Source organism: Agrobacterium bohemicum (genome assembly GCF_002896715.1).
Classification (GTDB): Bacteria; Pseudomonadota; Alphaproteobacteria; order Rhizobiales; family Rhizobiaceae; genus Agrobacterium; species Agrobacterium bohemicum.
The window spans coordinates 284,842-298,222 of the sequence record NZ_PGEL01000025.1 but is presented as its reverse complement, the minus strand read 5'-3'; the positions used below and the strand labels follow the sequence as shown (position 1 = coordinate 298,222).

Below are 13,381 nucleotides of genomic sequence, written 5' to 3'. Positions count from 1 at the left end.
AAACACTGGGAGGATGATTATGCGAATGCATCTTTTAACGACGACGGCAGCCGCGCTGCTGGCACTGACCGGCGTGGCAAACGCCGGAATGAACGAAGCCAAGACCTTTCTGGACAAGGAAATTGGCGATCTCTCCAGTCTTTCCCGCGCCGAGCAGGAAAAGGAAATGCAATGGTTTATCGATGCCGCCAAGCCTTTTGCCGGCATGGACATCAAGGTCGTTTCGGAAACCCTGACGACGCATGAATACGAGTCCAAGGTGCTGGCAAAAGCCTTTACCGAAATCACCGGCATCAAACTGACGCACGACTTGATCGGTGAAGGCGATGTGGTGGAGAAGCTGCAAACACAGATGCAGTCCGGCGAAAACATCTATGATGCCTTCGTCAACGATAGCGACCTCATCGGCACCCACTGGCGCTATCAGCAGGCCCGCAATCTGACGGACTGGATGGCCAACGAGGGCAAGGACGTCACCAATCCCGGTCTAGACCTGAAGGATTTCATCGGCACGAAATTCACGACGGCACCTGATGGCAAGCTCTACCAGCTTCCCGACCAGCAGTTCGCAAACCTCTATTGGTTCCGGTACGATTGGTTCAACGACGAGAAGAACAAGGCAGATTTCAAGGCGAAATATGGCTATGACCTCGGCGTTCCCGTCAACTGGTCTGCCTACGAAGACATTGCCGAATTTTTCACCGGTCGTGAAATCGACGGCAAGAAAGTCTACGGCCATATGGATTATGGCAAGAAAGACCCATCGCTTGGCTGGCGCTTCACCGATGCCTGGCTTTCCATGGCTGGCAACGGCGACAAAGGCCTGCCAAACGGCTTGCCGGTCGATGAATGGGGCATCAAGGTCAACGAAAAGTCACAGCCGGTCGGTTCCTGCGTGGCCCGTGGCGGTGACACCAACGGCCCTGCCTCGGTCTATGCGATCCAGAAATATCTCGACTGGTTGAAGGCTTACGCGCCTCCAGCAGCGCAGGGCATGAACTTCTCCGAATCCGGTCCAGTTCCGGCGCAGGGCGAAGTGGCGCAGCAGATTTNCTGGTACACGGCGTTTACGGCTGATGCGGTCAAGAAGGGCCTGCCCGTCGTCAACGAGGATGGCACGCCGAAATGGCGCATGGCCCCNTCCCCGCATGGCGTTTACTGGAAGGACGGTATGAAGCTTGGCTATCAGGACGTGGGTTCCTGGACGCTGATGAAATCCACGCCTGACGACCGCGCCAAGGCCGCATGGCTTTACGCCCAGTTCGTGACCTCGAAGACCGTCGACGTGAAGAAAAGCCATGTTGGCCTCACCCTCATCCGCGATTCCTCGATCAACCACGAAAGCTTCACCAAGCGCGCCAAGGATCTCGGCGGCCTGATCGAGTTCTATCGCTCGCCTGCCCGCGTTCAGTGGTCTCCAACCGGCACCAACGTTCCTGACTATCCAAAGCTGGCTCAGCTGTGGTGGCAGGCCGTGGGTGATGCATCCTCCGGCGCAAAAACGGCGCAGGAAGCTATGGACTCGCTCTGCGCCGAACAGGAAANGGTCATGCAGCGTCTGGAACGCGCAGGCGTTCAGGGCGAAATCGGACCAAAGCTGGCTGAAGAACACGATCTTGAATACTGGAACAAGGACGCAGTTTCCAAGGGCAACCTTGCACCACAGCTGAAGATCGCCGAGGAAAANGAAAAGCCAATGACCGTCAACTATGATGAGTTGGTCAAGAGCTGGCAGAAGTAAGTCTGCTGACCACATCCACCGACGTCATCCTCGGGCTTGACCCGAGGATCTGCCAAGGTTCAAGCAGGCTGTGACGTTGGCCTATTCCTGAAACGGAAAGCCGGGGGCGAATTCATTGCCCCCGGCTTTTTTNCAGCGGTATAAAGATCAGTCACCGTCGTACAAGACGAGACGTAGCAGATCCTCGGGACAAGCCCGAGGATGACGGAGAAAAGGGGGTTGCCCCTTCTCTAAAGAACCTCACGAAACAATCGGGTCCAGCGAACCAGACGCGTAACGCTTCGCCATCTCCCGCAGCGGAATCGGCGTGATCTTTGATGCCTGCCCTGCCGTCCAGAACAGCTCGAACCGTTCCTTGCACAGCTTCGTCATGGCCTCCCGTGCAGGCTTCAAATACTTGCGCAGATCGAACTCAGCCGGGTCTTCCGCCAGCACCTTTCGGATTTGGCCAGTGATCGCCATGCGGCAGTCGGTGTCGATGTTGATCTTGCGGACGCCATTTTTGATTCCGCGCTGAATTTCTTCGATCGGCACACCCCAGGTCGGCTTGATCGCGCCGCCATAGGCGTTGATGATATCCTGCAAGTCCTGCGGCACGGTCGATGATCCGTGCATGACAAGATGCGTGTTTGGCAGTTTGTTGTGGATTTCCTCGATGACATTCATGGCCAGCACCGAACCATCAGGCCTGCGGGTAAACTTGTAGGCGCCGTGGCTGGTGCCCATGGCAACGGCCAGTGCATCCACCTTGGTTTCGCGCACGAACTTTACCGCTTCGTCCGGGTCGGTCAGCAGCTGATCATGTGACAGCACGCCCTCGGCGCCGTGACCGTCTTCCGCCTCGCCCATGCCGCTTTCCAGCGAGCCGAGGACACCAAGTTCACCTTCGACGGAGATACCGCCGTAGTGGGCCATGTCGGTAACTTGTCTGGTAACGCCGACGTTGTAGTCCCAGTCACCCGGCGTTTTGCCATCGGCCTTCAGAGAGCCATCCATCATGACGGAAGTAAAACCGGCCTGAATAGCGGTCATGCAGCTGGCTGCTTCGTTGCCGTGGTCCAGATGCACGCAGACGGGAATGTGCGGATAGATTTCGACAACCGCATCCATCATATACTTGAGCATGATGTCGTTGGCGTAGGCGCGTGCCCCGCGCGATGCTTGCATGATGACGGGCGAATTCGTCGCATCCGCCGCCTCCATGATGGCGAGCGCCTGTTCCATATTATTGATATTGAAAGCAGGTACGCCATAGCCGTTTTCTGCCGCGTGATCGAGCAACTGACGGAGCGTTATTCGAGCCAAGGTATTTCCCCCTAAAACGAGCTGTTTTTAGAGCGGCAAGTATCACTACCGCCCTGTCCTTTCATGAACAGCCCTACTATTGCCTTGAGAACCCTAACTATCCAGCTTTTTTNGACGATCATCAGTAGAGAATGCGCGATCTGGATTGTGTAGGCCTGCCGGTCTGAAAGTTACCCAAAGATTAAAATACCGTGCCCTGTCGTGGTTTGGCGAATGGCCGTCGCTTTTCGCGTGGGTTCCCGGCAGGGCTTCGCGCCATCATCTTTTCAACCTTGCAGAAGACAAGAACAGCGGCACACCCCTGCGGCAGGTGCGCCTATTTATAAGTGTCGCCAATAAAGGGAACAGATATGAAGACATTGCTTGCATCCACCTGTCTGGTGTTCGGCTTGCTCGGTGGCGTGGCTGCGGCCAGCGCAGCAGAGTGTGGTAGCCCCACCATCGCCAGCATGAACTGGCAGAGCGCCGAAGTGCTCTCCGCCATCGACAAGATCATTCTCAACGAGGGCTACGGTTGCAGCGCCGAGATCACCATTGGCGATACCGTTCCGACCATCACCTCCATGGTCGAGAAAGGCCAACCGGATATCGCACCAGAGGCGTGGGCCGATACGCTGCCGGAAGTGGTCAAGCGCGGCGTCGATGAAGGCAAGCTCGTCGTAGCCGCAACGGCTTTGCCGGACGGCGGCATTCAGGGCTGGTGGATTCCCAAATACGTGGCCGATGCTCACCCAGAGATCAAANCCATCGGCGACCTCATGAAGAACCCCAAGCTTTTCCCGAATGCGGAAAATCCAGACAAGGGCGCCATCGTCAACGGCCCGCAAGGCTGGGGTGGCACTGTGGTCACCGGACAGCTTTTCAAGGCCTACGGGGCTGAAAAGGCAGGCTTTATCCTCGTTGATAGCGGCTCCTCCGCCGGTCTCGATGGCTCCATTGCCAAGGCTTACGAGCGCAAGCAGCCATGGGTTGGGTATTACTGGTCGCCCACCGCCCTTCTCGGAAAATACGAGATGGTGAAGCTGGAGCCGGGCGTTGCCGCAGATGCGGCCGAGTGGAAGCGTTGCAACACCGTTGCCGATTGCCCAGACCCGAAACCCAACGCATGGCCGGTGGACAAGGTGGTGACGCTGGTTGCCAAGCCGTTTTCGGATAAGGCGGGGCCAGAAATCATGGACTATCTTAAAAAGCGTTCATGGAGCAACGATACCGTCAATAAGCTGATGGCATGGATGACGGACAACCAGGCAACAGGCGAGGATAGCGCCAAGCACTTCCTCAAGGAAAACCCCGACATCTGGACCAAGTGGGTGTCGTCAGACGCTGCGGAAAAANTCAAGGCTTCGCTCTGAAGACTTGCCCTGCTGTCTGACCGGCGGTCGGCAGCCGTGCCAAANGATATGCGATTGATATTTCGATCGCATGTCGCCGCGATCACAGGGGACGCGTATGGATTGGTTCTACAGATTTCCGCATATGAACGACGACACGCTTCGCAATCTGAAAANGATGATTGATGACGGGTTTCGTGAGTTTACACGCGCTTGGGGTGGAAGCATCGAGGGCTTCTTTTCACCGCTTCAACAGTTTTTGATATGGGCCGAGCGCTTCATGACGCAAACGCCGTGGCCGATTATTATTTNGATTATTTTGGGCATAGCTTGGGCTGGCAGTCKCAGCCTCAAGATCGTGCTTGGCTGTCTCTTCACACTTCTGGCTATCGGCTATTTCGATATGTGGACAGATACGATGCGAACGATCTCGATGATCTTCGTCTGCACCGTCCTGTCCATCGTCATCGGGCTCCCCCTCGGTATCGCCATGTCGCACTCCAATCGCGTCCAGCGGGTGGTCAATCCCATACTGGATGTCATGCAGACCATGCCGAGCTTCGTCTACCTCATCCCCGTCGTCATGCTGCTGGGCATCGGCAGGGTACCGGGGCTGATCGCTGTGGTCATCTATGCCATTCCGCCGATGATACGCCTCACCAATCTCGGTATCCGACTGGTGGACCGGGATGTGCTGGAGGCCGCCGATGCGTTCGGATCTTCCGGCTGGCAAAAGCTCTTCAAGGTGCAACTGCCGCTGGCGCTCCCCACTATCATGGCCGGCATCAACCAGACAATCATGATGGCGCTCGCCATGGTCGTAATTGCCTCGATGATCGGCGTACAGGGACTGGGCCAGCCGGTTCTCAAAGCCATCGCCAACCAGTATTTCACGCTCGGCATCTTCAATGGCTTGGCCATCGTTGGCATCGCCATCATCTTTGATCGCATAAGTCAGGCCTATGGCAAAAGGCTCCAGAAACATCAGGAGATTGCCCATGGCTGACACTGCATTTGGCGGCATAAAGATCAGCAATCTCTACAAGGTTTTCGGTGTCAAACCGCAGGCTCATATCGACGCCGTTCGCAATGGGCTGACAAAAACCGAACTCAACGAGAAGTACGGTCATGTTCTCGGCCTTCGGGATATCAACATCGATATTCCCTCGGGCTGCATTCAGGTCATCATGGGTCTGTCAGGCTCCGGCAAGTCAACGCTGATCCGCCACATCAACCGGCTGATCGACCCCACGGCTGGCGAAGTGCTGGTCGATGGCGTTGATGTCGTAAAGATGAATGCGACGGAGCTGCGCGCCTTTCGCCGCCATCAGACAGCCATGGTGTTTCAGAAATTCGCCCTTCTGCCGCATCGTAACATTCTGGACAACACTCTATACGGGCTTGAAGTCCAAGGCATGGCACGCGCAAAAAGCGTCGATATCGCCATGCGCTGGCTGGAGCGGGTGGGATTGAAAGGGTATGAAACGCGCTTTCCCAACCAGCTTTCCGGCGGCATGCAACAACGCGTGGGGCTGGCGCGAGCCCTGTCCAACGATGCGCCGGTTCTCCTGATGGATGAAGCCTATTCCGCGCTTGACCCGCTGATCCGAACCGATATGCAATCCGTGCTTCTCGATATCCAGAAGGAAATCAAGAAAACCATCGTGTTCATCACCCATGATCTGGATGAGGCGCTTCGTCTGGGAGACCAGATCGCTATTCTGCGGGATGGCGAAGTCATCCAGCAGGGCACCAGTCAGGACATCGTGCTGCGTCCAGCCGACGAGTACATCGCCAACTTCGTCAAGGAGGTGAACCGGGGTCGGGTCATCAACGTCGAGGCGGTGATGTCGCCGGTTGCGCCGGGAATACAGGCGGTCGACCCGCAGGTTTTTGTCGGCACCAGCATCGAGGACACGATGCGAATGCTGGCGCGCAGCGGCGATGACAAAGCAACCGTCTGCGACCTTTCAAGCAAGGCCGTGGGGACTGTCAGCTTCCGCCAACTTGCCAGCGCAATCGTCGATGTGTCGGCAACGGAAATCAATGGTGGCGATGCCGGAGACGTTGCTCGGGCCAAGGCCTGAACAGACTGTTCACAATCGCGACCGTACATTCCCTGAAATGCACACTATATGTTTGGCAACGAAACATATGCAGATTCAGGTGAAACATCATGAAGAAGATTGGCTTTCTGTCTTTCGGCCATTGGGGTCCGGGGCCACATTCGCAGGCACGCACGGCCAAGGATGTACTTAAGCAATCCATCGAGCTTGCCGTTGCCGCAGAAGAGATTGGCGTCGATGGCGCATACTTCCGTGTACACCACTTCGCCCGCCAACTGGCCTCGCCGTTTCCGTTGCTCGCAGCGGTCGGTGCTAGAACGAGCAAGATCGAGATCGGCACCGGCGTCATCGATATGCGTTATGAAAATCCGCTCTACATGGCGGAAGACGCGGGTTCTGCCGATCTGATTTCCGATGGTCGCCTGCAACTTGGCCTCAGCCGTGGTTCACCTGAACAGGTGATCGAAGGCTGGCGGTATTTTGGCTATCAGCCGAAAGACGGCGCAAGCGATGCCGACATGGGCCGAAGCAGCACGGAAGTGTTTCTGGAAGTGCTGAAAGGCGAAGGCTTTGCCGAGCCCAATCCTCGCCCGATGTTTGCCAACCCGCCCGGCCTGTTGCGTCTCGAACCGCATTCGGAAGGTTTGCGCGACCGCATCTGGTGGGGTGCTGGCTCCAATGCCACCGCCGTCTGGGCAGCAAAGCTCGGAATGAACTTGCAGAGCTCGACGTTGAAGGACGACGAGACCGGCGAACCGTTTCATGTCCAGCAGGCAGCGCAGATCCGGGCCTACCATGCCGCATGGAAGGAAGCTGGCCACACCCGGACGCCGCGTGTGTCCGTCAGCCGCAGTATTTTTGCGCTGGTGGATGATCGCGACCGCGCCTATTTCGGTGGCAGCGGCAAGGATAGCGACAGCATCGGTTATCTCGATGCCAACACCCGCGCTGTTTTCGGACGTTCATATGCCGCAGAGCCCGAGATGCTGATCAAGGAACTGGCGAAGGATGAAGCCGTTGCCGAGGCCGATACGCTGCTATTGACGATCCCGAACCAGCTGGGTGTCGATTACAACGTCCATGTGCTCGATTCGATTTNGAAACATGTCGCGCCAGAACTCGGCTGGCGTTGATTGAACGAGGTCCACGGCATTCGCAAATGCCGTGGACCAGAGCCGTTATTCGGCGACATCCAGAACCAGTCCCTTGGTCAGTTCCAGGGCCTGGCGTTCAAACAGACCGCGATAGATGCCACCCTTTTNCTGGATGAGGCTGACATGCGTTCCCTCTTCCGCAATCGTGCCGTGGCTGAACACCAGCAACCGGTCGAGAGAGCGGACCGTGGACAGGCGGTGCGCGACGACAAGTGTCGTGCGTCCCTGCATCAATCGTTCCATCGCATGCTGGATCAGCATTTCCGATTCCGAATCCAGACTGGACGTCGCCTCATCGAGAATGAGGATCGGTGCATCCGCCAGAAACGCTCGCGCAATGGCGATACGCTGACGTTCCCCACCAGACAGCTTGACGCCGCGTTCCCCCACCAGCGTGCCATAACCCTTTGGCAGCGCGGTGATGAAACCATCTGCGCTGGCCAGTTGCGCGGCGGTCTCGATTTCCTTCTGCGTGGCATTGGGCCTTGCATAGGCGATGTTTTCGGCCAGCGAACGGTGAAACAGGATCGGCTCCTGCTGCACGATGGCGATCTGCTGACGCAGAGACGCCTGCGACGCTTGCGAAATGTCCTGCCCGTCGATGCGGATCGAACCATCGCTGACATCATGCAGCCGCTGGATGAGCTTGATGAAGGTCGTCTTTCCCGAACCGGAATGACCGACAAGCCCTACCCTTTCGCCCGGCTTGATGGTGACGGAAAAATCCTTGTAGAGCGGTGCGAGATGTTTGCCATAATGGAAACTCACCCGCTCGAACTCGATCTTCCCCTCGTTGATGACAAGCGTTTTCGCGTTTGGCACATCGTCGATGCCGAGCGGCTGCGAATGGATGGAGACGAGCTCTTCCATGTCGTTTACCGACCGCTGCAGGTTGCGGATATGCATGCCGATTTCGCGCAGGTAGCCTTGCAGAATGAAGAAAGCCGTCAGAACGAAGGTAATATCACCGGCATCGGCATTGCCATTTGCCCAGAGCAAAAGCGCGAGACCAATGACGCCTGCCCGCATGATAGTGAGCAAGCCAGCCTGTAAAGTGCCGTTGATGGTGCCACGCACCCATGTCCGCCGTGTCCGGTCTTTCCATTTGCCCATGACGCGCGTCAGCCGCGCATCTTCGCGCTCCTCCGCACCGAAGGCTTTCACCACGGCGTTGCAGGTCACGGCATCGGCCAGCGAACCGCCGAGGCGTGTGTCCCAGGCATTGGCAAGACTTGCCATCGGCGCAACATAGCCCAACGCCATGCAGACCGTGACAATCACGAAGAGCAGCGAACCCAGCCCGACGAGCAGGCCCATCAACGGCCAGTACCATGTCATCAGAATGGTAGAGCCGATCAGCATCACGATGGATGGAAACAGCGCCACGAACACCGTGTCGTTCAGCAAATCCAGCGCCCACATGCCGCGCGTAACCTTGCGCACGGTGGAGCCAGCAAAGCTGTTGGCATGCCAATCCGATGAGAAGCGCTGGATGCGATGAAACGAGTCAGCGGCGATGTCCGTCATCGATCTTAGCGTGAAGCTGATGATGGTCATGAATGTCGCGTGCCGCAAAACGACGGCGAGCACGGCAAGACCCATCAGCCAGCCAAAAGCCGTTAGCGCGCTGTTCCATGCGGTGAGATCACTCGCGCTTCCCGATACGACGGCATCCACCAGCCGACCCGCAAACATCGGTGTCAACACATCGGCAAGTGTTGAAAACAGCACCGCGCACAACATGAAAGCCACCCGGCCAGGCTGCCGCCGCCAATGGGTCCAACAGAAACGGAAAACGCTGCGAAACGCCTGACTGCGGCGCAATTTCAAACCAAAAGACATGATAAGCATCCCGGCGTCGGCCGGTCCCACGAAAGATATGAAANTGAAATTCGCGCGTTATCGGTGCGCGAAACGATTTTGGAAAAATCGAGAAATAACCGGCGTGCCGGTCGTTACGTGTCGATCTCTTGTTGAAAAGAGAAAGAGAGCATCAGCTCTTGATGGCTGAGGCCACCGGGGAGTTGGAAAAATATGCCATGTAATACCTCCCTCGTTCACGTTGATGCAGACACATTATGCAGCTTGCATCAAAACGCCAAGCCCGTTTCATGCACCATGCTTCACTAAACCTCTAGGTGCGGCAGAGTTGCCACAGGGTGGCATACGCAAANTGATTGCCGAGCGAACACGAAGGGGGAATATTTCTCCTATTCATCACCCATATTCTGGATGATTATTTGGCGACTTCAAGCGGGCAAAAGGCGAAGATCGGCCCATAACTTATGCTGGAGCATGCCATGACGTTGCGTATCAATCAGACCGCCCCCGACTTCACCGCAGATACCACTCAAGGGTCGATCAGCTTCCACGAGTGGATTGGGNATAGCTGGGCCGTTCTGTTTTCACACCCCAAGAATTTTACGCCGGTCTGCACCACGGAACTTGGCGCAATGGCGGGCCTCGACGGCGAGTTTAAAAAGCGCAATGTGAAGGTCATCGGCATTTCGGTAGACCCGGTGGAAAGTCACCCCAAATGGAAGCAGGACATTCAGACGGCCACCGGCTTCGAGGTTGCCTACCCGCTGATCGGCGACAGGGACCTCAAGGTCGCAAAGCTCTATGACATGCTGCCCGATGATGCCGGTGAAAGCTCCGAAGGACGTACGCCAGCAGACAACGCCACCGTGCGCTCGGTCTATGTCATCGGCCCCGACAAAANGATCAAGCTGATCCTGACCTACCCGATGACGACGGGCCGCAACTTCGATGAAATCCTGCGCACCATCGACTCGATCCAGCTGACGGCCAAGCACCAGGTGGCCACGCCTGCCAACTGGAAGCAGGAGGATGATGTGATCATCACGGCTGCGGTTTCCAATGAGGATGCGATCACGCGGTTTGGTTCGTTCGATACTGTCTTACCGTATTTGCGCAAGACAAAACAGCCACAGGGTTAAGGGTCGCGGCTGACACATTTGTTTGGTGGATGGGCGTCCTCAAGCGCTCGTCTGCCGGTTAGCAACTTTGCGTATTTTATCCATCCTTNCAAAAATCCCTACCTTGCCTCATAGACGGGCTTCGCCGTTCACGCGGCAGCATCTGCCCGTGGCTTGATCTCTTCTCAGTGCCCATCGCCGGTTTCGGCCATGGTATTCGGACGGGGCGCTGCAAGCTGCCTCGTTGGGTAGTGTAAGAATGGCACCTTTCAGCGCCCCGTTCGGCGGTTGTTACCCACCAGCGATCCCTTTGCCACGGCTGGCATGGTCCCGGATGGCGAAGGGCGAGCCTTGCCGGAAANCCGGTCGGACGTGTTCAAGGTCCGACCCTTCCCATCCGGGCGGCAACATTGCGTTTCCGCACCATTGCCTGCCAGTTCGGCCACATCCGTCCGCGTCGTCTCCGACGCGGACGGATGCAACGTGTTCCTGTGTACCGCCTGACTTTCGCTTCAATCCCTTATGGTCGCGTTCGACCAGAGGACGATGAGCTGTCGGTACACCCGGGGCTGGCGAAACGGAGCGGCAGCACCTTAAGTCTCGAAACCGGTTAAGGTATTCGAGGCAGGCACGCCGATCCGGTCCGAACATCGGGAGAGCAAGACCAGCCGGTCCGAAACCGATGCTGCTCCCCACCCGTTGCCCCGGGGGGATTCGCTGCCGGACCCCGGCGATGAAGGTTTGCGTATCCCTTCACCACCAGCGCCGGTCCCGCCTCGCCGCAACGCCTTGCGGTGTATCCGAGGGCGGAACGGGGTGATTGTGCGGGTGATTCGCGAGGTGTGGAGAAAACTGCGGGAGGATTTTTTGATGTTTTTGCGGGTTTTCGTTAAGGTATTGATTTGATTGGGGAGTATTTTNGTGGAGAGGTCAGAATATGCCGCTCACCCCCCTCTGTCCTGCCGGACATCTCCCCNTCAGGTGGGNAGATCTGCAAGACGCGCTGCCGCCACTTTATTCTCGACCGCTAAGAATGCCAAAAGGTCGCCACGAGTCGATCTCCCCCCTTGAGGGGGAGATGCCTGGCAAGGCAGAGGGGGGGNAGCCGCTTGCCCAACACTTACCCATTATCCCGCTTGAATATCCAGTCGTGATCCGGGTGGTTCTGGAAGCGCCATTTGCGCATCGGGCCAGCCATGACGTTCAGATAATACATCTCGTAGCCGTATGGCGCACCGCAGGGGTGATGGCCCTTGGGCACCAGAACCACGTCGCCATCAGAAACCGCCATGGTTTCATCCAGCGAGCCATCCTCGGTGAAAACGCGCTGGAAGCCGAAGCCTTGGGCCGGGTTGAGGCGGTGGTAGTAGGTTTCTTCCAGATAGGTCATGTCGGGGAAATTGTCCTCGTCATGCCGGTGCGGCGGATAGGACGACCAGTGGCCAGATGGGGTAAAGACCTCCGTGACCAAAAGGCTATCGGCCACATCCCGATCTTCCATGGCAATGGGGAAAATGTAGCGGGTGTTGGCACCCTTGCCGCGCTCGCTGAGCGAAATGCCTGACGGGCCGATGACCTGCGCATCCCTGCCCGGCTTGGCCGGTGCCGTGCAGACGCCGATGGTGCAATCGCTCGTGGCTTTGACCGACCATGAGGAACCGGCGGGAATATAGACGCAATGCGGTGGCTTGCGCTCGAACACATTCATGCGGTCGCCGAGTTCGCCGAAGTTCTTGGCTTCGGATGAAACTTCCGCCTTGCCCTCCACCAGCACCAGAATGACTTCCGTGTCCCCGGTTTCCTCGCTCGCGGTTTCACCCGGTTTCAGCCGATATAGACCGAAACCGACATAGCCCCAGTCCGCACTTTCGGGCGTGATATCGTGGACCTTGCCGGTTTTCCCGGTGGGCTTGCGCAGCAGATTGGCCATCGTCGTCTCCTTTAATCAGGCTTTATCAAGCCCGGCTTGCCTGGCGAAATCCCGCAGGGACTTCAGGCCGAGGCTTTGATATTCGAAGGGATTGCGCACATCAGGGTCTTGCTCGGCCTCGATGACCAGCCAGCCGCTGTAGCCATGTCCGGCCGCGACTTTCAGCACGGATGGAAAATCGACGCCGCCGTCCATATCGCCGGGAACGGTGAACACACCGCGACGCACGCCTTCGAGAAAGGAAAGATTTTCGTTGCGCACCTGGCTGGCAATATCGGGTCGAACGTTCTTCGCATGAATATGTCCGACGCGGGCCATGTGCTTGCGGGCAAGACGTGCGGGATCCCCACCGCCAAACAGCGTATGGCCGGTGTCTAGTAGCAGCTTGGTGTGCGGCCCGGTGTTTTCCATCAGGCGGTCGATTTCGTCTTCGCTTTCGATGATGGTGCCCATGTGGTGATGGTAGACGAGTGCCACGCCTTGATCGGCAGCGAATTTCGCGAGCGCTTCCACGCCTGCACCGAATGATGTCCAGTCGGCATCGGCAAGCTTAGGGCGGTCGTTGACCGGTTTTGCGTCATCGCCGTGAATGGCGTTTGATGTTTCGCAAACGATAATGACCTTTGAACCCATGGCTTTCAGAAGATCGAGGGAGGGCTGCATGGCGGCCTTCTCGTCTTCGATGGAGTTGGTCAGCAGGTTGAGCGAGTGCCAGCCGGACACGTAACGAAGATTGCGGGGGGCAAGCACCGCTTTCAGGGCATCCGGTTCCTGCGGGAACTTGTGGCCCTTTTCGATGCCGTCGAAACCGATTTTCGAGGTTTCATCCAAGCACTGGTCGAGGCTGATATGGGCGCCCAGCGTGCGGTCGTCATCATTGCTCCAGGCAATGGGGTTGGTGCCGTAAAGGATCAT

10 protein-coding genes are annotated in these 13,381 nt (G+C 57.3%); 6 read left to right on the top strand and 4 right to left on the bottom strand.

The annotated features are described in order from the left end of the window. Positions 1–19: 19 nt before the first annotated feature. On the top strand, positions 20–1,741 hold the full coding sequence (locus tag CUC55_RS13475; RefSeq protein WP_103088177.1) for an ABC transporter substrate-binding protein: 1,722 nt from the start codon (positions 20–22) through the stop codon (positions 1,739–1,741). A gap of 240 nt (positions 1,742–1,981) precedes the next feature. On the opposite strand, the gene fba is transcribed toward CUC55_RS13475, so the two are convergent. Beyond that, positions 1,982–3,046, bottom strand: coding sequence for a class II fructose-bisphosphate aldolase (gene fba / locus CUC55_RS13470; protein ID WP_067648124.1), 1,065 nt, complete (start codon positions 3,044–3,046; stop codon positions 1,982–1,984). 350 nt (positions 3,047–3,396) lie between these two features. Between fba and CUC55_RS13465 the strand changes: the two genes are divergently transcribed. The 4 genes from CUC55_RS13465 to CUC55_RS13450 all read left to right on the top strand — a co-directional run bounded on the left by CUC55_RS13465 (position 3,397) and on the right by CUC55_RS13450 (position 7,576). Beyond that, positions 3,397–4,398, top strand: a complete 1,002-nt coding sequence (locus CUC55_RS13465) for an ABC transporter substrate-binding protein (RefSeq protein ID WP_103088176.1) — start codon at positions 3,397–3,399, stop codon at positions 4,396–4,398. Positions 4,399–4,495: 97 nt separating this feature from the next. Next, complete coding sequence (locus tag CUC55_RS13460) at positions 4,496–5,383, top strand: ABC transporter permease (RefSeq protein ID WP_103088175.1); 888 nt, start codon at positions 4,496–4,498, stop codon at positions 5,381–5,383. Then, positions 5,376–6,464: a quaternary amine ABC transporter ATP-binding protein gene (locus CUC55_RS13455; protein ID WP_067648115.1), complete on the top strand. Its 1,089-nt coding sequence runs from the start codon at positions 5,376–5,378 to the stop codon at positions 6,462–6,464. The genes CUC55_RS13460 and CUC55_RS13455 overlap by 8 nt, the downstream gene beginning before the upstream one ends. A gap of 89 nt (positions 6,465–6,553) precedes the next feature. Then, entirely contained in the window at positions 6,554–7,576 is a 1,023-nt protein-coding gene (locus CUC55_RS13450; protein ID WP_103088174.1) for an LLM class flavin-dependent oxidoreductase, read from the top strand. 45 nt (positions 7,577–7,621) lie between these two features. Here the strand turns inward: CUC55_RS13450 and CUC55_RS13445 are convergent, their stop codons facing one another. Next, complete coding sequence (locus CUC55_RS13445; RefSeq protein ID WP_103088227.1) at positions 7,622–9,439, bottom strand: ABC transporter ATP-binding protein; 1,818 nt, start codon at positions 9,437–9,439, stop codon at positions 7,622–7,624. A gap of 458 nt (positions 9,440–9,897) precedes the next feature. Here CUC55_RS13445 and CUC55_RS13440 point away from each other — a divergent pair, with 458 nt between their 5' ends. Beyond that, positions 9,898–10,557, top strand: coding sequence for a peroxiredoxin (locus CUC55_RS13440; protein WP_103088226.1), 660 nt, complete (start codon positions 9,898–9,900; stop codon positions 10,555–10,557). A 1,099-nt stretch (positions 10,558–11,656) separates the two neighbouring features. On the opposite strand, the gene iolB is transcribed toward CUC55_RS13440, so the two are convergent. Both iolB and iolE read right to left on the bottom strand, forming a co-directional pair. Beyond that, entirely contained in the window at positions 11,657–12,466 is an 810-nt protein-coding gene (gene iolB, locus CUC55_RS13425) for a 5-deoxy-glucuronate isomerase (RefSeq protein ID WP_067648110.1), read from the bottom strand. 15 nt (positions 12,467–12,481) lie between these two features. Beyond that, positions 12,482–13,381, bottom strand: coding sequence for a myo-inosose-2 dehydratase (iolE, locus tag CUC55_RS13420; RefSeq protein WP_067648108.1), 900 nt, complete (start codon positions 13,379–13,381; stop codon positions 12,482–12,484).